The following is a 19,228-nucleotide window of genomic DNA, read 5'->3' as shown; positions in this document are numbered from 1 at the left end:
TAACTGTATGATTTTTATTGGGGTGGCGTGCTCATTTATTGGAAAGCTATGTTCTCCATAACATTAGTGCACGTTGTACTTCGATGATGTTTTTTTATTTGATATGGACTATCCATAACGAACGCTAATCAAATTGACTAAATTCTCCTAACCCAGCTATACAAAAGATTTAGATACTTCTACTAATTGACTGGGAAACATCCTAGTGAGTTAAATGTGAAAATTAGTGGTTGTTATTGAACTTATTTGCACAAAATTGCAAATGATCTATTGATATCGATATTTCGTGTATTGCGCCACAGTAGGTATGCAGCTCTGATTCTAAGCATGCACGAAAAAAGGAAGGATAGTTGCGCGCAGGTGACGGGGGGCAAGCCCCCGCAAGCGGGTCAGGGTAGGGAAGGCGGCAGAATACGCAATTTGACGGTTTCTGCGTCACGGTGAGCGGTCGTTTTGGTTGGAGGCATGCCCTTTGCTGGGAAAAAGCAGCGACGCGCAGAGGGGCGCTGATGCGGGATTTTTTCAGCAGAAAAGATGAGGCCAGCGAAAACGCTGGCCTGTTATAAATGGCTGATGTTGTTTAAAGAAACTGAGTTTTCTGGCGGTTATTTCTCAGCGGTAAGCAATGCGTAAGGGTTAAAGCGGATCACTTCTTCTCCGATCCACTCATTGACCACCTTCAGCGCCTCCATTACGGGCGTCAGCTCGTTGATAGCGTAGACCCGGGCGGCTTTCTCGATATCCCCAAATGAGCCGTTTCCCTCTGGCATGGCGCCCATCAGCTGCGGCGGGATACGGTGCGCTGCGAGTATGTCGTCACGTGTGGCGTTCTTAATGTTGATAAACTCATCTTTCGCCGTGATCTGCTGGAAGGGGAGGATTTGCACGCCGTCTTTGCCGCCGCCTGGCGCATGCAGCAGCAGGTTTTTAAATGCCCCTTTCCCACGCGCACCGGTCAACGTCTCTTTGACTGCCTTCATGCTTTTATCATCAACCTGTCCAGCGCCAATATAGACAATACATCCAGCATGCGATCCGTTGTCGTAGTACAACTTACGGAACATGTCAGCGGAGTGGGCCAGGCTGGCGGCCAGCAGTGCTGCCATATATTCCGGCATACCGTAGACCTCCTGATTAATATCAGGGTTCAGAACGTGACAAACCGTTCCTGATTTGAACGTGTGCTCTTCTTTCCAGCGCCGGATAAACCAGTATTGATCGAGATCTGTGCTCCCACGCCGGGTGTACTTCGCCAGAGAGTGTTTGAAGGGTAGCGGGCCGCCCAGGCGATTACGCGGCAATTCGAGATAGGCATTGCCAAACGTGAACCAGTCCAGCACAAACGCGGAAAAGGTCTGGCGATTGAGCAGCTTGTGCGGGATAAAGCAGCCGGTGAGCACATTTCGTTTGAAATACAACGCTGACTCATGCCAGGCGCTCTGACGTGGAGCTTTAGCCAGCCCGTAAAAATCCACTGGCGTCTCATAGTATCGCCCGTTGTCCAGGCAATAGAGATTGTCCAGCAAATCGGCCATATCACGCACGGGATAAGGGCCATCAAAGCTGAACGCTGTCAACGCGGGATCGGCCTTCAGTGACTCCGCAATGTCAGAACCGGCGGTGCTGGCTATCGGCTTTTTACCGTATTTCTTTTTCACAGTTACCATCCCATTGCGAAACCACCGCCGCCACTTTCCTGGCCCAACGGTTCATTAATAATCGAAAGCATGGTTGCCCACGCCATATCACCATGGCTTACGCCGCGCGATCGGTCAGTTTCGTAAGTGATGAAACCGCCGGGCGTAACAACTTTGCGAACAGCGTTAAAGGCTCTGACCAGGCCCTGCTCGCTGCGGTCATATTCCCAGCGGCCGGCGCGGATGACCTGCAACATTTTGAGGACAAGGGCGCGCTTGGAAGAGAGGCTCATCTGGTAGCAAATAGCGGCTGGGAACCAATTTTTAACAATCTGCCAGACCGCCTCCCCGACGCCTTGCCCGTCAATGGCGATGTGAGTGACGTTGTAGCGCTCGGCAGCCTCTTTGATGACCGCCGCCTGCTGTTCAAACTCAAGCCCTCGCAGTTGCTTCAATTCAACCGTGCGAAATCGGCCGCCGGCTACAAGGGGAGGGACCGTCACGGACAGAGCACCGGCATCACCATTGCCGCTGCCGCCGTTGGCGTCGTAGCCCAGCCACACCTCACGTTGCCCCATAGGGCGACTGGCGAACGGTTTCCAGTCGGGCCAGTCGTCATACCCGTCAGCGCCGCACCCCAGTAACTGGCTAAGATTGAACGCGCTTTCGCCGTCTTTGACGAACTCGCACATGTACAGGTTTTCAAATTCATCAGGGCTGTTTTCGTCCCGGATTTCATCAATGTCGGTGTAGTCCCAGCCGTTGTTGATAGCGTCCTGAATAGTGACGATCTGCCGCCACGTTTTATCCGGGTAAAGCACGCCGCTATGCGTTTTCTTCCAGGACACGTCGAAATCAACCCGCTGCGCTTTAGGTCGTTTCGCATTCCATCGATCGCCGGTCCAGAACTGATAGGCTTCATGGCTTTCACTCGATGGCGTGGAGAAGTACGTGCGTGTTAAGCCTTTGAGCGTTGCCATGGCGCCGGCAACCTTGCGCAGGTTGATAAAGTTTCCGGTCCAGAAAAACTCATCAAATCGCAGGTGCCCCGTGTAGGACTGCGCGGTCGCAGCTGATGTCCCGAGAAAATGCAGCTCCGCGCCGTTTGACAGCGTAATTTGCTCACCACCTTTAAGTTCGACGTCCACCTCTTCAGCCGCTTTGCGGATGAAGTTGCGGAACTGTAGCGCTTGCTTTCGTGATGCTGACAGAAAGATTTGGTTGCGCTGGTAGTCGTGCTTAACGTCCGTTCTCAGTGCGCCCAGCAACGCCTCGCGTGCAAAGTACCAGGTAGCGCCAATCTGCCGCGATTTGAGGATCATCCGGTTACGCTGATCGCGCTGTTCGTACCAGCCGCGCTGGTGCCATGCGAGAGAGTCGAGAATTTTTAAGCGCAACGCCTCGATCTGCTCCTCGGAGAAGTGATTTTTCTTCTTGCGTCGACTGGTTTTTTTAGCGCCTGTGGTAGTGGAGGCCTGCCCGGTATCCAGCTTTTTCAACTGCCGGGTTAACAGATCAATCTCTTTGAAATCGCCACTGGTTTTATTGTCTTTCGCGCTCAGCTGGCAGAGACGGGTATCAATGGATTGCGTCACCCGTTTGATGGGCGTTGTGTCATCCCATGCGTCGCGCTTTTTCCACGAATAAACCGTGTTTGAGTTGATGCCCATGAGTCGCGAAATTTCGGCGGGCGGGTAACCCTGCCAGTAGAGCTGTTTTGCCCTTAATCGAATAAACGCATCCTGAATCATCACTTCCCCCTTTTGAGCAGGGAGATTACCTGCGCGCGATCCCCGCGGCTCGGGCTTTCAGGTCTGGCCGTTCTCCGACAACAAAACCGCGTGGCGCCGGGCTTTCAGGCTCTGCGATGATGCAGCGACTGACATAAATCAACAGGATAAAACGACATGGCCAGCACGACTAAACCCGCCCGCAAAAAGTTTCGCGTTGCGGTTTCCGGCGCCACCGTTGACGGGCGCGAGATCCAGCCGCAGCACCTCCGCGATGCGGCGGCGAGCTACAACCCGGCCGTTTACGGCGCCCGCGTGAACGTGGAGCACTATCTCTCCATGCTTCCTGACAGCAATTTTGGCGCCATGGGGGATGTTGTTGCTTTAAGCGCGGAGGATATCACCGAAGGGCCGCTGGCCGGTCGTACGGCGCTCTATGCCGAGATCGACGCTTCGGCACGAATGAAGCAGCTCACCGATGAAGGAAAAAAAATCTATTCCAGTATTGAGCTGCATCCGCAGTTTGCCCTTAACGGTAAGGCGTATGTGGTCGGCCTGGCGATGACGGACACCCCGGCAAGTCTGGGGACTGAGCGCCTTAAATTTGCTGCGCAGCAGCGCGCGCAGGTGATGGCCTTCAATAACCAGCAGATCGAGGCGCCGCTGTTCTCTGATGCGCTTGAAGCTGAAGTGATCGAACTGGCCGCTCATCGCAGCGAGGAGGGCGTCAACTGGTTCAACCGCGTGATGGGCATCCTTGGTAAAGGCCAGAAAACCGACGATCAGCGGTTCAGTCAGTTGCATCAGGTTGTTGAAGCCGTTGCTCAATCTCAGGCAGACCAGATTGACCGGTTCAGTGCCCTGGAACAGGACCGCCAACAGGATAAAGCCACCATTCAGCAACTGACCAGCGAACTTAACGAGCTGCGCGGTCAGCTTCAGCTCCAGCCCGCAGAAAATTACAGCGCACGACCGGCGGCAACCGGCAACAGCAGCGTGCAGCTTGCAGACTTCTAAGAGGTAACCATGGAAAACCAGACCCGCGAACTATTTGATAAGTACATTGTGCGCCAGGCACATCTGAACGGTGTCTCACCCTCAGCCGTTGCCAATCGTTTCAGCGTCGATCCGACTATCCAGCAAAAACTGGAACAGGCCGCCATGGAGTCGGATGACTTCATGAAGCTGGTTAACCACTTTGGGGTTAAAGAGCAGGAAGGGCAGAAAGTAAAAATTGGCAGTAAGGGACCGATGGCGAGCACCAATAACAGCTCGGACGGCACCAACCGCCGTAACCCTGCACCGAACCATAACAAAGAGCCGCAGAACTACCACTGCCGCAAAACCAACTATGACTATGCGCTTTCGTATGCGGAGCTGGACGCGTGGGCCGGTCACCCTGAATTTCAGTCATTAATCAGTAATGCGATGGCCCGTCAGCTTGGGCTGGATCGCCAGATGATTGGCTTTAATGGCACGCATTACTCTGAAAACTCCGACCGCACGACCTATCCGTTATTGCAGGATTGCGGCGTTGGCTGGCTGCAAAAGATCCGCAATGAGGCGCCGCAGCGCATTATGCCAGGTATCACGCTGACTTCCCGTGATGAGAATAACGCGGTAATTGCGTCAGGCACCTACGGCAATATTGATGCCGCCGTGCTCGATGCACGCCACAGCCTTATGGATCCCTGGTTCCGCCGCGCTCCCGGTCTGGTGACTGTGCTCTCGTCCGATCTGCTGCTGAAAGTGAACCTGCCGAAAGTGAACGCGCTCAGCCAGACCAATCCGAATACCGAACTACTGGCCGCGCAGCTCATTGTCAGCCAGGAAAAGATCGGCGGCCTGCCGACGGTCTTTGTCCCGGGCATTCCTGAAGATGTCGTGCTCATCACCAACCTGAAAAACCTCTCTGTGTACTACCAGAAAGGCTCCCTGCGTCGCTCTATCCGGGAAGAGCCGCAATACAACCGCGTGGCGACTTACCAGTCCAGCAATGATGACTATGTCATTGAAGAGTACGGCATGATTGCCATGATCGACGGCGTGACATTCGCCTGATAATCCCCATCACATGGCGGGCAGCAAGCCCGCCCAGGAGAATGAACCCATGCTGACACCGGCACAAAGACACTTTCAGAAGGTCATGGCAGAGAGGCGGGGCATCAGTGATGAGCGTGACGCGGAGACGCGCACCGCGCATGAGCAGATCCTCTTTCGCCTGCATATGCATAAATCTTCGCTAAGCCAAATCCAGTCCCGCCAGGCGAAGGCCGCTGTAAAGGCCAGCATCCTTCCTGAGTTTCAGGGATGGATTGACGGCACGATCGAGGGCGACAGCGGGCGCGCGGATCCGGTCATCACCACGCTGATGGTGTGGGCGGTGGACTGCTCCGACTATGCGCTGGCGCTGCGTATCGGGCGCTATGTCGTTAAGCATGGCCTGAGCATGCCGGATGACAACTATCGCCGCCCGGCACCCACGGTACTGGCCGAGGAAATCTGCAATCCCATTCTGAACCTCGCCACCACGGACGCCGGAGCCGATTTGTCAGGCTATATCCCCATGCTGGACGAGCTGGCCGAAATTGTGGCTGACAGTGATATGCCGGATGAGGTCCGCGCGAAGCTGTGCAAGGTGAGGGCGTTTTGCCGTCGCGACACGGAAGACGCGGAAACCAAAGGCGAAGCGCTGAAACTCTTCCGGGAAGCCATGAGCCTGAACCCGGGTGCCGGTGTGAAACGGGAGATCGCTTCTCTGGTCAGCGCTTTGAAAAAGGCGCCGCAGACCAGCGCGGCAAGTGGTGATGCGGAAGATGAGACTTCATCCAGCGATACAGCAGCAACCGAAACACCCGCAACAGAAAAAGCAACACGAACGCGCAAGCAGACGAAAACGGCGGCCGGCACTCAAAAAGCCACCCGCAAAACGGCGGCAAAAAAGACAACGAAAACCGCCACAAAGTAAACGCCTGAGCGTAATGAACTGGCCCCGCGCCACAGGCGGCGCGCCCGGCGATCTGCCCGTAATGCGGTCTTTTTACCGGACGCCCACCGCCTGACCTACCGGAGAAACGACGATGAGTTTTATCGCACAGCGCCCCGTCAGACCTGCTGAAAGTGATGTGACAGACGTGGACGACGGCGGCGCACAGATTGCCATCGACACTTTCTGGCCGACGGTAAAACTCCACGATCTGCGCCTGGCTGCCCGCATCGCCGGTGACATTACAACATCCCGATTAATGCATATGGCAACGGAGGCCGCGCTGCATGTCGCGGATCAGTTGAAGGACTGGCGCAAGCAAAGGGAAGCGGAAGGTGCGGAATCTCTGGCCTCTGTGCTGCTGACTTCTGTCGGTGAACCTGTCGAGCAGATTAACGGCGAAAGCGCAAAAGTTTACCGCTTCCGGCGTGCGGTCTACTCCTTCACGCGCGCCAGTGTTCTGGAGGGTTACAGGGATGTTGGCACCACGCCAAAAGGTGACAAAGACGCCGAAGCCCTGGACAGGCAAATAGATGATCTCTGGCGGGACGGACGCTGGAGTATCGCTGACATTCGGGAAGAAGCCCGTATCTATGCGGAACTGTTCTGATGAAAGTCAGGGCGTTGCAAAACGACACGGTTGATCAGCTCTGCTGGCGTCATTACGGCAAAACCGCAGGTGTCACGGAGAAGGTGCTCGAAGCCAATCCGGGACTGAGCAACCAGATATTTTTGAATGCCGGGCAGGAGATCGAAATGCCCGTGATAACCAGCGAGGTGGAACGGGTAACCGTCCAGTTATGGGAATGACTCTGGATCGTATTAACGAATATTTTGCGTTTGCAACATCCGCCCTGGTGACCGGCGTGGGCGTGATGACCGTCAGCGAAAAGCTGGCGCTGGCTGGACTTCTTCTGGGGATTGTTTCCGCCGTCCGGCTGGCGATTCACCGCCGCCGCATTGAGCAGGCCAGCCAGCGCCGTAACGATTTGATCGAGCAGATTCTCCGCCAGGCGGAAACCCGCAATCTGTCGGACCGCGAGCGGCAGTTGCTGGAGCAACTGCACGGAGACAAACCTGCATGAAGAACATCATCAAAAAATGTTCGATTGCGGTGATTGTGGCTCTGGGCATTTCGCTGGCGCCCGGGAGCGTCAGAACGTCGAAAGAAGGGCAGCAGAAAATTGCAGGTTGGGAAGACTGCCGCAGCACGCCTTATTACTGCACGGCGGGTGCTCTGACCATTGGTATCGGCTCCACGGGCGGCGTGGAAAACCGCGAATACAGCAACCAGGAAATAGCGCGACGCTGGATCAATGATCTGCAACGGGCAGAAAACTGTATTAATAACAATTTTCACGGCGCCGACATGCCTCAGCTCACCTTTGAGGCCATGACTGATGCCGCCCTGAATCTGGGCTGCACCGGGCTGATGTGGTTCACCGATAAAAACGGACGCAAGCAGAGGACCACGATCTGGAAGCATGCCCAGGCCAGACAATGGCCGCAGATGTGCAACAGGCTGACTGATTTCGTCAATGTGGGCGGTAAGCGCTCCGCCGGCCTGGTTAACCGGCGCAATGATTTTAAAGCCTGGTGCCTGCTGGGCCTGAGTACGCCGTCATGAGGGCGGGCAGTGTGATTGTGATGCTTGTCCTTCTGGCTGCTGTCTGGTGGCAGACCGACCAGCTGAGCGAGGCCAGGACCCGCAACAAGTTGCTGACCGAAACGGCGACCGGTTACGACCAGGTTATTCAGGAAGTGAAGGCGACCGCCATACAAACCCATAAGTTACTGGCAGAGGTAAAAGTCCGTGAGCAACAGCGTAATGCAGAAGGGGAGCGACGACGTGAAGCAATGCAGACCGCGTTCAATGGTGACACGTGCGCTGTTACTCCTGTGCCTGACGCTGTCAGCCGCAGCCTGCAAAAACGCACCGCCCGCGCCGATCATTCAACAGGTCCGTGAACCCGTCCCGGAGAGCCTGACCGAAGAGACGCCACGCCCGGCGCTGGATAAGCCAGTGACCTGGGGCGCGGTGGCGATATTCAGCGACAGGCTGATGGATGCGCTTGATGCCTGCAATGCTGACAAAGCGGCGATCCGCCAGTGGGACAGTCTGCGCCAGAACACCCGAAAGGAGCCATAAATGCTGAAGATAAACACACTCCGCGCCGCCATAGAGAAAGCAAACACCTGGTGCCGGGCGAACCCGGAAGCCTGGACGGTGTTTGTTGAAGAGGGTGGCATTGAAACGACCGGTGAAACGCCGTCTTTCATGTACCGCTATTCTCTGGTGCTGTTCGTCATGAACTACGCCGGGAGCATTGACGACTTCACGCTGCCACTGATGGCCTGGCTCTGGTTTAATCAGCCCGATCTGCTGCTGAACCCGGATAAAAACCAGCAGATTAAATTCACCACGTTGATTAACAGCGATGACACCGCCGATCTTATGTTTGAGCTGCCGGTGCGTCAGCGGGTACTGGTGCAGCTGGATGAAAACGGGGTGCCGTATGCCGTGCATTTGCCGGAGCCGCGCCCGCGCGTGCTGGCACCCCACGCCGCAGGCTGGGGGCTGGTATTTGAAGGCATGCTTCAGGAGGCCGGAGCGTGAGCGATCGCATGTTCAGCGAGCTGGATCAAGTCTTTCAGGACATCCTCGACGGCGTCAGCCCGGCGGGGCGCACCCGTACCGCGCGCAAAATTGGTCTGGCACTGCGTCGCAGTCAGCAGCGCCGTATCGCGTCACAGAAAAACCCGGACGGCAGCGGCTATGCCGTGCGCCGCCGTAAGGTTTACCGCACCCAGCAGGGGATCAAGTTCTTCTGGAATAACGAGGTGCGGGCGCTGAAAAACTGGCGCGGCGGGCGCGGTAAATATGGCCGGACAATCACTGGTTTTGACGAGAAGCGCCGGGATATCCGCACCTTCTACCGGGCCGATATCGAGCGGTATCTGGAAATCAAAACGCAATCAGCTACGCATTCAGAGACAAAAAAAGCACCGATGTTTACCCGCCTGCGCACCCTGCGTTTTATGAAGCTCAGGCCGGACGCGGGCGGCGTCACCGTAGGATTTGACGGCATCGCTGCGCGCATTGCCCGTATTCACCAGTACGGCCTCAAAGACGAGGTTGGTCCGGGCGCTTACGCGCAGTACCCGGCGCGTGAACTACTGGGCATAACTCCGGCAGACCTGAGCGCTACGGAAAACGCCGTTATCAGCAGTCTGGGCGGTGCGTCATGAATGCTGAGCTGATGCGCCTGCTGGAAAACATTCTGCGCCTGGGCGTCGTGGAACAAATCAGCGCCGACAAGAAAGCGGTGCGCGTTCGCTCCGGCAGGTTGCTGACCACCTGGATCCGCTGGAACGTCACCCGCGCAGGGGCATTCAGCATCTGGCTGCCGCCCTCGATAGGGGAGCAGGTCTGGATCGGTTGTCCGGGCGGCAACCCTGAAAACGCGTTTGTGATTGGCTCTGCATACAGCGCAGATAATCCGCCAACGGGCAGCAACCTGCTGGAAATCAGCATCACCGCACCGGATGGCGCGCGCCTGCATTACGACGCCGCCGCCGATGCCGGAGCACTGTCCGTGACCGGTATTAAAACCGCGCATATCCAGGCAGAGACCCGCGTCACGCTGGACACACCGGAGGTGGAATGCACGGAACACCTCAAAACGCGCACTTTCGAACTGACCCACGGCGGCACGATGGCCGGTGATGTGTTCCATTCCGGCGGCGTGTTGCAGTCAAACGGGATCACCGTACATGAACATAAACACGGTGGCGTGCAGTCTGGCGGGAGTACCACGGGAGGTCCGCAATGACAGCCAGTTATACCGGGATGAACCCGGAGGGCACCGGCGCGCTGACCGATCACGATCAGCTCTGGCAGTCCGTGACAAAAATCCTCACCACGCCAACAGGCTCCCGTGTGATGCGCCGGGACTTTGGCTGTGTGGTACCTGATTTACTCGATGCGCCACAGAACACCGTCACCCGCATGCAACTGATGGGCGCCACCGCTATTGCGCTGGCGCAGTGGGAGCCGCGGATCAGTCTGACCACCGTCAATGTGGTGTTTTCAGAAACAGGCGCGGTGACTGCTGAACTGACCGGCACTATCACGGAAACCATGACAGAAACCAGTAACACCATCAGGCTAAGGAGCTAGTGTGCAAACGTCCGTCGATTTATCTCAGATCCCACAGCCTGATATCGTCGAGGTGCCCGATTTTGAAACGGTGCTGGCTGATATCCGGGCGCTTATCGTGGCGGCCATGCCTGTGGAACTTCAGGCTTCTGTGTCTGCTGCGCTGCTGCTGGAATCTGAACCGATGGCGGCACTGGCGCAAGCCTTCACCTATCGCGAGATCCATCTGCTGCAACGTATCAATGAAGCCGTGCGCGCGGTGCTGCTTTCGAGCGCCTTGGGGGCGGATCTCGATCAGATCGCCGGGAATTTTGACACTGAACGCCTGCTGATTACCGAAGCCACCGACGAGGCGGACGCAGTATATGAAAGCGACGAAGAGCTGCGCGGCCGCACGCTGCTCTCATGGGCTCGCCTTAGCACGGCGGGCGCCAGAAATGCCTATCACTATTTTGCGCGAGGTGCGGATGCGGATGTGCTCGATGTGCGCGCCTATGGCCCTGAAACCCATAACCAGGAAGGACGCGTTTTTCTCTACGTGCTGTCACGTACCGGAGATGGGACTGCCCCGCAGGCGCTGCTTGATAAAGTCCTGTCAGCGGTAAACCCGGAAGATGTGCGTCCGATTACGGATTATGTGGCTGATTATGTCCGCTCCGCTGTGATTGTGAATTATCAGGTGGTTGCTGACATTTACGTCCCTTACGGCGTGGACACCGCCACGGTGCTGGAAAAAGCCACCGCAGCACTGAACGAATACACCGCCTCTGTGCATCTCATCAACGCCACAGCTGCACGGTCGGGCATAGACGGGGCGCTGCATCAGGACGGCGTTGTTACCGTCGATTTGCATTCACCGGCCGCCGACGTCGTTGCGACGATGGGCGAAGCGCCTCATTGTACCTCTGTGAAAATCAATCTTGTGGTGATGGACTATGACCGCTAATTATCCCGCCAGCATTCTGCCACCCAACGCCACCGCCGTGGAGCGGGCCATAGACAGGGCCAGCGCCGCCGCACTGGAGAGGTTGCCGGTATATCTGATCCGTTGGGTTAAAGATCCGGACAGTTGCCCGCTGGCGCTGCTGCCGTGGCTGGCGTGGGAATATCAGGTTGATACCTGGAATATTAACTGGTCAGAACAAAAGAAACGCGATGCGATCAAGCGCGCCCACTACATCCACCGCCATCGTGGTACAGTCGCCGCCGTCCGTCATGCCCTGGTGGACAGTCCTTTCGGGACGGATATTGTTGAATGGTTCAATCAGAACCCGAAAGGGGATCCGTATACCTTTCGCCTGAATGTGTATCAGAACGATTTGCCGGTGACGGAATACGACCAGCAGGATCTAAAACTGGCGGTGCTGCGCGCCAGGAATCTGCGCAGCTGGTTTTCCGTTCATGTATTTGGCCGACTTCATGGAACCTCGTATGCGGCCGGTTACATGTACGCCACGGAGAAAATCACGCCGCGCTTTGTCCCGTTGCAGGTGGTTTTATCCCGCTACGAGCTGAATCTGGCCCCCGGGGACGCGGAAACGGTCACGGTGACAATTCTCCCCGAATACGCGGAAGATAAAACCTTTACGGTAACTACATCGGATCAAACAATCGCGACCGCCCGGATAGTAAACGGCGATATTCTGGTTACGGGCATGAAGCGAGGTACCTGTTCGGTCACCGTTACGACGACTAATGGCGTCAGTGCGGTGATCAGCATAAAAGTGGTCGCGGTAATGAAGTTCATTACCCGCATCGACAGTGCAACCAGGCCAATATTCTTTGCTCATATGGACGAGGGTTTCACGGTTGACTATGGCGACGGCATTGACAGCCGGGACTACCGTTTCGATCCCGCCAGTGAAGCTTCAGGTTGGGTTATTCCTACACGTGAATTAGTACAGGGAAAGGAATACACCATCACGGTTAAGAACACGGAAACCGCCTGTCTGCGCAGCCGTTTATCTAACTATTCTTCGAAACTGAACCCTGTTGTGGAATTGATTAGTGTTACAGGGGAAAGAGGTCATCTTTCAGGGTTCGCTTTGGATACCACCGGATTAATGGCTATTCGTCCCGGAGCATTTGACGATTTGCCAAACGTGAATAACTGCAAAAATATTTTTACCAACTGCTCGTCGCTTGCAGGTATTCCGGCATCGTTGTTTTCTCGCATGAAGATAGAGGATTTTTCAGACGCATTCAGAGGGTGTACATCGCTTACTGAGGTTCCATCGGGGCTATTTGCAAACCAGCCTGATGCGATCGACTTCTCATCGGTATTTGCAGGCTGCACCGGCCTGATCAGTATCGGCAATAATCTGTTCCACAGCTGTGTATCTGCGGTGAATTTCAGTTACGCGTTTGATGGTTGCTCAATGCTTGCAAATATCGGCACGGGAATATTTACAGGATGCGGTTCAGCAGGGACATTCTCTTATAGCTTCAGGGCGTGTAAAAATCTTCTTGTCTTGCCTGCTGATATGTTTGCGGATGTTCCGGGCGGCGCATTCACCGGCGTATTCCAGAATTGCATGGCACTGACGGCAATTCCCGCCAACCTGTTTAAAACATGTTCTGAAGCGAATCATTTTGGCGGTGCATTCTCTGGCTGTTCGCAGCTTCTTTCTGTTCCTGCCGGTCTGTTTGCAGGTCTGTCGAAAGTCACCTATTTCGGGACAGTCTTTTCTGGTTGCAGTTCGCTGAAAACGGTCGGCGCGGGTTTATTTGCCGGGTGCAGCCAGGCGCAGACATTCGCCTCTGCATTTTACAGCTGCCGCTCTCTTGAAACTGTAGCGAAAGATATTTTCAGCGGCTGCGTAGAGGTGACGACCTTTGCCAGTACGTTTTATGGGTGCAGCAGCCTGACGGCGCTCCCGTCTTTTACTGACTGCGCGAAAGTCACCACTTTCTCATACGCTTTTGCTAACTGTGGATCGCTCACGAAAATTGATGCAGATGCTTTTGCTGTTAAAGCGCTGGTCACGACATTCACATACGCTTTTGTAAACTGTACTTCGCTGGTTTCTGTGGAGGACGGTGCATTTCGGGGATGTAGCGCGTTAACCAGCTTGGGCTATACGTTTTCAGGTTGCCGCTCTCTGGTTTCTCTCGCGGGAGATATGTTTGCCGGTTGCGCCAAAGTGACAGCCGTCGATTTCTTATTCGACAAGTGCTCCGCGCTGGTTGAACTGCCAAAAGAGCTATTCAGCGACATGGTGTCCTTGAAAGGCATGGGATCGACTTTCCGGGATTGTACTGCACTCATCTCGCTACCATCCGGCCTGCTTGATGGTTGCATCAATCTCACTTCGTTAACGCTGACATTCTCGGGCTGCACCTCACTGGCGTTATTGCCTGGCGATTTGCTGAAAAACAACATTCTTCTGTCCGGCGCCGGATCGACGTTTTACGGTTGCACCTCACTGGTAAATATTCCGCCGACGCTGTTCGCGTCCTGCTCTCTTATTACCTCGTTTGGCGCCACGTTCCAGAATACCGGCGTGGAGGAAATACCGGAAAACCTGTTCAGCGGCAACCCGCTGGTGACCTCTTACGGCCAGACTTTCAGGGGCTGTAAAAACCTGCGCTCAGTGCCAGCCGGTCTTTTTGCCGCCAGCATAAGTGCCACGGTATTCACGAATGTCTTTTCGGAATGCAGTGCGCTGGAAGTCGTCGGGGCGGGATTACTCAACACCACGGCGGTAACGACGGTGGGTTATCTGTTTGACGGCTGCGCGTCATTACACAGCGACGTTAACACGATATTTAATCTTGCGAGTTACCCGGAGATTGTCACCACAACGGCAATATTCAGGAGCTGCGTATTACTCGCCGGCAAAGGCCTGGTATTTATGGGCAAAGTGCCGAACGTCACCGCGCACTATTACGCGTTTTATGCCTGTGCGGGCCTGGACGATTACGACGATTTACCCGGCAACTGGATAACGAACAAACTATGAAAACATTCAATCAATTAAAAAGCCTGATCGACTTTTGTCAGACCGATGCGTTTTTCCTGGAACACCTGAACCGACTTCAGATCGCTGGCGTGATTTATCTTGATGAAGGCGATATCGATGCTGACCACAAGACCGTGAGTGATGATTTTTATGATCGACTTGCCAGCGTGTACGGCATTGAGCCAGAAATAAAAAGTGAGGAGGCATAATGGCCACGGGACTGACACTAACCACGGCGGGCGCCGCCGAAATCGAGGCCGCGTATCAGGCGGGGGAGGTTGTGCATATTACCTCCGTGCTGATCGGCGATGGTGGCGGCGTGACATTGCCGGCTGATCCCGATGAGCTGGCGGCGGTGACGGCGCTTTTTGGACAGTTTGGCCGTGAAACCTTTGACTCTGATTCAAGCTATGAGGGGTTTATCAGCGGGCAGATCGTTATCAACTGCCAGGATTATCCGGGTAAAACGCTCAGAGAAGCGGGGCTGGTCAGCGCTAAGGGTACGCTCATCGCTTACGGCACATACCCGGCGACATACCTCCCGGCGCAATCGGATTCCATTATTAAAGAGATCATGCTGACGCTGGTGTTGACGCTGACGCACAGCTCAAACGTGCAGCTTGTTATCGATCCGGCGCTTGCCACACTCACGCAGGAAACAGGTGATAAACGCTATCTGCGGCGAGCACAAAATCTTTCTGATTTAAACGATCCCAAAGAGGCCAGGGATAATCTTGAACTGGGTAACTCAGCTACGCGGGACGTGGGCACCGAGACGGGAATGGTAGCTGCGGGGGATGACTCGCGCATAACCGGCGCACTTCAGAAAGAAAATAATCTTTCCGATCTGAGCGATACATCCGAAGCCCTGAAGGCGCTGGGACTCAACAGCGACGGAGCGGCTTATAGGGCTATTGTTGACGCTATTTTTTACGTTGGGATCATCATTTCAGGTGAAAAAAGCCCAGCAGAGCGTTTCCCTTGGCAGACGTGGACGGATTTAAGCGAAACCTTTGCTGATAGGGTTGTCAGGATTGGTTCTCAGTATGGTGTGACCGGCGGCAGCAACAAGGTGAAGCTTGAAGCCGATAATTTGCCTCCACACTGGCACCGTTCTGGTGATAGGTCTCCGGGAGCAACTTGGGATCCCAGTGCCACTCACGGAACAGATAACCAGAAAAGTGGTCCGCTAGCGCTCACTGAAGGAACCTACATCGATGCGGCAGGTCTGAAGGCGTCCGTAAACAAGGATTTTGATGTGACTAACGAATATACAACGTTGTGTATGTGGAAGCGAAAGGCATAAAAAATGTGTGTTTGTTCAGAGTTGCTCCTTCATAAAATAAGAAATGAGTAGTGGTGGATATGAAAATCTAATAGCCTGTAAAGCGTATCCTCAATTATCCGTAGATGAACAATTATTCTTAAGGTGGCCTCGCTGGCTTTGATGCTGTGGTCAAAAGAACATAGATTGATGCTGAAGTTTGTTAAATGTGGAGAAGCTCACACGGCGTTTTTTAATCAATTTATTTAAACGCACAGATCTGGTGAAATACAGTTTTTAAGTTATGAAATGGCTTGATTTAAATTTTGATAAATGAGTTCTTTCTGATTGGGTTTAATAATCATTGATTAAATTAATAAGCATTTCAACAGTAATGGCTGAAGTCTCAAAAATGGATTTCCAAGATTTTTGTGAAAGGAAGGTTTAGATGCTTACATTGTCATTTTAAACCTGAGTGGTTTCTAAATATTAAGGTGGGTTAAAGCATTTTAATGAATTTTAGATGTATTAAGAGGGAGGTGAATTAAAAGATGCTGTTTATACATATATTTTGAAATGGATTTTTTTGTTGTTGTATGGTATCATGTACTGTAGTATGACATAATTTCAGAGGAATTAAAATGGAAGAAAAACATTCGTTAGAAGAAAATGCCATAGCTGTTTCTGAAAGTGACGATCTCGAGATTATCGAGTCTAATCAAGATATAATAAGTGATGATCCTGTTACAAAGGAAGACATTGAAAATCTTGTAATTTATTCGCGGGATTGGACTATTGAAACAATAATTAGCCAAATAGAATCTGGGAATATTGATCTCAACCCTGCTTTTCAAAGGAGAAATGTCTGGGAAAATGATAAGCGTTCTAAGCTAATTGAGTCATTTATTGTAGGGTATCCTGTTCCAGAAGTTGTTTTGGCTGAAATACCAGGTAAAAAGAAACAATATGTTGTTATTGATGGTAAGCAACGCCTTCTTGCCATTCATGGTTTTTTTAAACCTGAAAATAAATATTGGAAAGGTAAGGCTGAGTTAAAAGGATTAACAATTCGTAAAGATTTGGAAGGTGTTTCATTTGATAGATTAGATGGAGATGACCTTAGGCTGTTGAATAACTCAGATCTAAGATGCACCATTCTATCAGGATATCAAACAACAGCTGTACTTTACGATGTATTTTATCGTTTAAATACTGGTTCTGTACCTTTGTCGATGCAAGAACTAAGAAATTCATTACATAAAGGAGATTTTTCTGTTTTCATAACTGAGAAGACTAACTCTGAAATCCCACTGCATGCTATTATGTCATTGCCAGGTCCAGATAAAAGATTTAAAGATATTGAAGTAATGCTTAAGTTTTTAGCCCTTAACTTTAATAAAGACAAGTATAATGGTAATTTAAAAGTTTTCCTAGACGGGTTTACAGAATATGCTAATCAATCTTGGTCTTCTAACAATAAACTTATAACCAATGCTTGTGATGAGTTTGATCAGGCGTGTTTATTATTGATTGATATTTTTAACACTCCAAAACTAGTCGGTAGAAAATGGGTTCCTATCAAAGATAATTGGGAGTCGAGATTTAATCGATCTGTTTTCGAAGTTTTAGTTCAGTACGCATTTAATATAATCAAAGATGGCAATTCTGCATTATTTTCCGGTGATAATGAAAAAAATGATTTTATAGAGTGTATAAAACAAGCATTCACAGGGCAAGAATTTGCAGCCTCTGTATCGACTACGACAAAAACAGTTGAACAACATTCGATAAGATTTAATGTTTTATTTGGAATTTTAAATAGCAAATTTGGTTTGCATTATACTCTACCTCAGACAATTCAATAATAAAATGAGAGGGCGAAATGGACTATTCAGTTGATATAATGAAAGCCTTCGATACTCTGGTTAGAGTAAATACGAATCTTTACAATAGATATATATTACCACATATAGGCGTTGTAGACTCAACTGATGAGGTGTTTTCCTTAGACGTTAAATCATATTTAATATTGTTGCATGCAGCCATTGAGGACTACATAGAAGGAATCAGTGTCTTCACTAGTAATGCAGCTTGCGAGCTATTCAAAAATGAAGGCAAAATAACCTTGCCACTTATGTTTTTGTTTGCAAAAAGTAAATCATTCAAAGACAGAGTATCCGATAAAAAATTATCAGAAGAATTACATGACTCTCCGCGAGATTTTATGGTTAGTTCGTTGGGGGATATTAACGCAAATGCAGTTGCAGGTGCGATTGATAATAATGGAATAAATGTCAGGTATCTCAATAATCTTTTGCAACATTGTGGCATTAATTTTGATGTGTCTGAAAATGATTTTATTAGTTGGAAAAGTTTAGCTGACTATAGAGGTGATTATGCTCATGCAGTGGTATTTAATCATGGCAAAAAGCCTAAGGCGACAAAGCTTATATCACCAGAGGATGCTAGAGATCTAGGTAATGATTGCATCAGATTTTCGGAAAAGATAAGAGATGAAGCATTAAGTAGTTTAGGTTTAAATTAGAGGCTTATAAGGCGAAAGAATTAGTTTCGCCTTTTTTCATTCTTTCAGTGTAATAGTGGTGAAATATATATTTTAAAATGTTTGGTTTTTTTAACAACCAGCTTACTCTTGCTATTCGTGGTCGCTACCAATTTGGCAGAGTTCTTCGAAGTAAATATATAGACTATGCATGATTTGTCTTTTGGTTGCTGGATATATCTCACTTTATTTGTAAGTTTTTTTTGCTAACCTTAATTATGGGGTGGTGTGATTTTTGTTGACCGATGTGTAAAAATGTTTGTGTTTTTAGAAGCTGTGGTAATTGTAAGTATTCAGTGTTTGCAGATTATTGGATTCTATCTATTTGGAGTGGGAATAATCTCTATGGTCAGGTCTGAGCTTATGTGAAATACGTTCAGTAATGACTGTTTTTGTCTATGTCTAGTACCATAATAATTATTTTCTGCATTGAATATGAGGTCACCTAGCGTATTTTAGTTACATCTGATACCGTTTTGGCTCCATCCTTCAGTATTGCCATCATGTCGCTGACGGAAGAACTATGCAACCTCTCCCTGATATCCTCATCAACCCGCTGCAACGAGAGTGTGAACTCTATTTTTTTAGCTTTACCGTAACGATCCAACTCCTGATGCGTCTCCTGTAAACCCGTGATGACATACATCCCGTAAATCGAGCCAACCCCATCAATCAACGGCCAGGCAAGCCCGGTGTAAGCCATTGTCGAGACCGCACCCAAAGACAGGTTGTCTCCAGTGATTTCAGGGTACAGCAGCCCACCCAACGTCAACTGGTTCTCGCCGGCGCCAACGTACTGCCATTTTGCGCTCCGGCCCACCCGGTCATTCTTAACGTGCCGCCAGTTACGTGACAGCTGCAATTGCTGATAGGGCAGCGTCCTGAGTTCAAATACAAAGAGACCGAATACCATCATCATAGTTATTA

Annotated in this window: 21 protein-coding genes; 18 read left to right on the top strand and 3 right to left on the bottom strand. The window is 51.6% G+C overall.

Going from position 1 to position 19,228, the window contains the following annotated elements; translation table 11 throughout:
* Window positions 1-605: 605 nt before the first annotated feature.
* Both ACR809_RS15330 and ACR809_RS15325 read right to left on the bottom strand, forming a co-directional pair.
* Entirely contained in the window at window positions 606-1,667 is a 1,062-nt protein-coding gene (locus ACR809_RS15330) for a phage portal protein (protein ID WP_048289843.1), read from the bottom strand.
* Window positions 1,661-3,388, bottom strand: coding sequence for a terminase large subunit domain-containing protein (locus tag ACR809_RS15325; RefSeq protein WP_040181438.1), 1,728 nt, complete (start codon window positions 3,386-3,388; stop codon window positions 1,661-1,663). The genes ACR809_RS15330 and ACR809_RS15325 overlap by 7 nt, the downstream gene beginning before the upstream one ends.
* A gap of 156 nt (window positions 3,389-3,544) precedes the next feature.
* Here ACR809_RS15325 and ACR809_RS15320 point away from each other — a divergent pair, with 156 nt between their 5' ends.
* The 18 genes from ACR809_RS15320 (at window position 3,545) to ACR809_RS15235 (ending at window position 18,283) form a co-directional block, all read left to right on the top strand.
* Entirely contained in the window at window positions 3,545-4,384 is an 840-nt protein-coding gene (locus ACR809_RS15320) for a GPO family capsid scaffolding protein (protein WP_040181436.1), read from the top strand.
* 9 nt (window positions 4,385-4,393) lie between these two features.
* Window positions 4,394-5,428 (top strand): phage major capsid protein, P2 family, encoded by a 1,035-nt coding sequence (locus tag ACR809_RS15315; RefSeq protein ID WP_023328071.1) that lies wholly within the window; start codon window positions 4,394-4,396, stop codon window positions 5,426-5,428.
* Window positions 5,429-5,477: 49 nt separating this feature from the next.
* Entirely contained in the window at window positions 5,478-6,335 is an 858-nt protein-coding gene (gpM, locus tag ACR809_RS15310; protein ID WP_023287465.1) for a phage terminase small subunit, read from the top strand.
* A 112-nt stretch (window positions 6,336-6,447) separates the two neighbouring features.
* Window positions 6,448-6,963: a head completion/stabilization protein gene (locus tag ACR809_RS15305; protein ID WP_040181431.1), complete on the top strand. Its 516-nt coding sequence runs from the start codon at window positions 6,448-6,450 to the stop codon at window positions 6,961-6,963.
* Window positions 6,963-7,163, top strand: coding sequence for a tail protein X (locus ACR809_RS15300; protein WP_004131559.1), 201 nt, complete (start codon window positions 6,963-6,965; stop codon window positions 7,161-7,163). Before ACR809_RS15305 ends, ACR809_RS15300 begins: the two co-directional genes overlap by 1 nt.
* Window positions 7,154-7,438 carry a hypothetical protein gene (locus ACR809_RS15295; protein WP_004213110.1) on the top strand — a complete coding sequence of 95 codons (285 nt, stop codon included), beginning with the start codon at window positions 7,154-7,156 and terminating at the stop codon, window positions 7,436-7,438. The genes ACR809_RS15300 and ACR809_RS15295 overlap by 10 nt, the downstream gene beginning before the upstream one ends.
* A complete protein-coding gene (locus ACR809_RS15290) occupies window positions 7,435-7,980 on the top strand; it encodes a lysozyme (protein WP_023339943.1) in 546 nt (181 codons plus the stop codon). Before ACR809_RS15295 ends, ACR809_RS15290 begins: the two co-directional genes overlap by 4 nt.
* Window positions 7,981-8,166: 186 nt before the next feature.
* A complete protein-coding gene (gene lysC / locus ACR809_RS15285; RefSeq protein ID WP_158246032.1) occupies window positions 8,167-8,502 on the top strand; it encodes an Rz1-like lysis system protein LysC in 336 nt (111 codons plus the stop codon).
* Window positions 8,503-8,970, top strand: a complete 468-nt coding sequence (locus ACR809_RS15280; RefSeq protein ID WP_040181428.1) for a phage tail protein — start codon at window positions 8,503-8,505, stop codon at window positions 8,968-8,970.
* Window positions 8,967-9,602, top strand: coding sequence for a phage virion morphogenesis protein (locus ACR809_RS15275; RefSeq protein ID WP_020316957.1), 636 nt, complete (start codon window positions 8,967-8,969; stop codon window positions 9,600-9,602). The genes ACR809_RS15280 and ACR809_RS15275 overlap by 4 nt, the downstream gene beginning before the upstream one ends.
* Window positions 9,599-10,186, top strand: coding sequence for a phage baseplate assembly protein V (locus tag ACR809_RS15270; protein WP_009486481.1), 588 nt, complete (start codon window positions 9,599-9,601; stop codon window positions 10,184-10,186). The genes ACR809_RS15275 and ACR809_RS15270 overlap by 4 nt, the downstream gene beginning before the upstream one ends.
* Window positions 10,183-10,533, top strand: a complete 351-nt coding sequence (locus tag ACR809_RS15265) for a GPW/gp25 family protein (protein WP_040181426.1) — start codon at window positions 10,183-10,185, stop codon at window positions 10,531-10,533. Before ACR809_RS15270 ends, ACR809_RS15265 begins: the two co-directional genes overlap by 4 nt.
* A 1-nt stretch (window position 10,534) precedes the next feature.
* Entirely contained in the window at window positions 10,535-11,458 is a 924-nt protein-coding gene (locus tag ACR809_RS15260; RefSeq protein ID WP_023300878.1) for a baseplate assembly protein, read from the top strand.
* Window positions 11,448-14,474, top strand: a complete 3,027-nt coding sequence (locus ACR809_RS15255; RefSeq protein WP_040181424.1) for a phage tail protein I — start codon at window positions 11,448-11,450, stop codon at window positions 14,472-14,474. Before ACR809_RS15260 ends, ACR809_RS15255 begins: the two co-directional genes overlap by 11 nt.
* Entirely contained in the window at window positions 14,471-14,683 is a 213-nt protein-coding gene (locus ACR809_RS15250) for a hypothetical protein (protein WP_023339950.1), read from the top strand. The genes ACR809_RS15255 and ACR809_RS15250 overlap by 4 nt, the downstream gene beginning before the upstream one ends.
* A complete protein-coding gene (locus ACR809_RS15245; RefSeq protein ID WP_040181419.1) occupies window positions 14,683-15,780 on the top strand; it encodes a phage tail-collar fiber domain-containing protein in 1,098 nt (365 codons plus the stop codon). The genes ACR809_RS15250 and ACR809_RS15245 overlap by 1 nt, the downstream gene beginning before the upstream one ends.
* A 599-nt stretch (window positions 15,781-16,379) precedes the next feature.
* Complete coding sequence (locus tag ACR809_RS15240) at window positions 16,380-17,603, top strand: DUF262 domain-containing protein (RefSeq protein WP_052450975.1); 1,224 nt, start codon at window positions 16,380-16,382, stop codon at window positions 17,601-17,603.
* A gap of 17 nt (window positions 17,604-17,620) precedes the next feature.
* Window positions 17,621-18,283, top strand: coding sequence for a HEPN domain-containing protein (locus ACR809_RS15235; protein WP_040181417.1), 663 nt, complete (start codon window positions 17,621-17,623; stop codon window positions 18,281-18,283).
* Window positions 18,284-18,746: 463 nt separating this feature from the next.
* On the opposite strand, the gene ACR809_RS15230 is transcribed toward ACR809_RS15235, so the two are convergent.
* The gene (locus tag ACR809_RS15230) at window positions 18,747-19,220 is read right to left on the bottom strand and encodes a phage tail protein (RefSeq protein WP_040181415.1); all 474 of its coding nucleotides are present in this window, start codon (window positions 19,218-19,220) and stop codon (window positions 18,747-18,749) included.
* Window positions 19,221-19,228: the final 8 nt, after the last annotated feature.

The organism is Klebsiella sp. CD33, from assembly GCF_051992865.1.
GTDB lineage: Bacteria > Pseudomonadota > Gammaproteobacteria > Enterobacterales > Enterobacteriaceae > Klebsiella > Klebsiella pneumoniae.
This window is presented reverse-complemented; position numbering and strand designations above follow the sequence as displayed.

What these genes read in the sequence shown, in the direction of transcription:
- ACR809_RS15230 (WP_040181415.1), bottom strand. Translation starts at nt 19,220, where the DNA reads ATGATGATGGTATTCGGTCTCTTTGTATTTGAACTCAGGACGCTGCCC.
- ACR809_RS15320 (WP_040181436.1), top strand. Translation starts at nt 3,545, where the DNA reads ATGGCCAGCACGACTAAACCCGCCCGCAAAAAGTTTCGCGTTGCGGTT.
- ACR809_RS15270 (WP_009486481.1), top strand. Translation starts at nt 9,599, where the DNA reads ATGAATGCTGAGCTGATGCGCCTGCTGGAAAACATTCTGCGCCTGGGC.
- ACR809_RS15235 (WP_040181417.1), top strand. Translation starts at nt 17,621, where the DNA reads ATGGACTATTCAGTTGATATAATGAAAGCCTTCGATACTCTGGTTAGA.
- ACR809_RS15255 (WP_040181424.1), top strand. Translation starts at nt 11,448, where the DNA reads ATGACCGCTAATTATCCCGCCAGCATTCTGCCACCCAACGCCACCGCC.
- ACR809_RS15315 (WP_023328071.1), top strand. Translation starts at nt 4,394, where the DNA reads ATGGAAAACCAGACCCGCGAACTATTTGATAAGTACATTGTGCGCCAG.
- ACR809_RS15280 (WP_040181428.1), top strand. Translation starts at nt 8,503, where the DNA reads ATGCTGAAGATAAACACACTCCGCGCCGCCATAGAGAAAGCAAACACC.
- ACR809_RS15300 (WP_004131559.1), top strand. Translation starts at nt 6,963, where the DNA reads ATGAAAGTCAGGGCGTTGCAAAACGACACGGTTGATCAGCTCTGCTGG.
- ACR809_RS15290 (WP_023339943.1), top strand. Translation starts at nt 7,435, where the DNA reads ATGAAGAACATCATCAAAAAATGTTCGATTGCGGTGATTGTGGCTCTG.
- ACR809_RS15240 (WP_052450975.1), top strand. Translation starts at nt 16,380, where the DNA reads ATGGAAGAAAAACATTCGTTAGAAGAAAATGCCATAGCTGTTTCTGAA.
- ACR809_RS15265 (WP_040181426.1), top strand. Translation starts at nt 10,183, where the DNA reads ATGACAGCCAGTTATACCGGGATGAACCCGGAGGGCACCGGCGCGCTG.
- ACR809_RS15250 (WP_023339950.1), top strand. Translation starts at nt 14,471, where the DNA reads ATGAAAACATTCAATCAATTAAAAAGCCTGATCGACTTTTGTCAGACC.
- ACR809_RS15325 (WP_040181438.1), bottom strand. Translation starts at nt 3,388, where the DNA reads ATGATTCAGGATGCGTTTATTCGATTAAGGGCAAAACAGCTCTACTGG.
- ACR809_RS15305 (WP_040181431.1), top strand. Translation starts at nt 6,448, where the DNA reads ATGAGTTTTATCGCACAGCGCCCCGTCAGACCTGCTGAAAGTGATGTG.
- ACR809_RS15245 (WP_040181419.1), top strand. Translation starts at nt 14,683, where the DNA reads ATGGCCACGGGACTGACACTAACCACGGCGGGCGCCGCCGAAATCGAG.
- ACR809_RS15295 (WP_004213110.1), top strand. Translation starts at nt 7,154, where the DNA reads ATGGGAATGACTCTGGATCGTATTAACGAATATTTTGCGTTTGCAACA.
- gpM (WP_023287465.1), top strand. Translation starts at nt 5,478, where the DNA reads ATGCTGACACCGGCACAAAGACACTTTCAGAAGGTCATGGCAGAGAGG.
- ACR809_RS15330 (WP_048289843.1), bottom strand. Translation starts at nt 1,667, where the DNA reads ATGGTAACTGTGAAAAAGAAATACGGTAAAAAGCCGATAGCCAGCACC.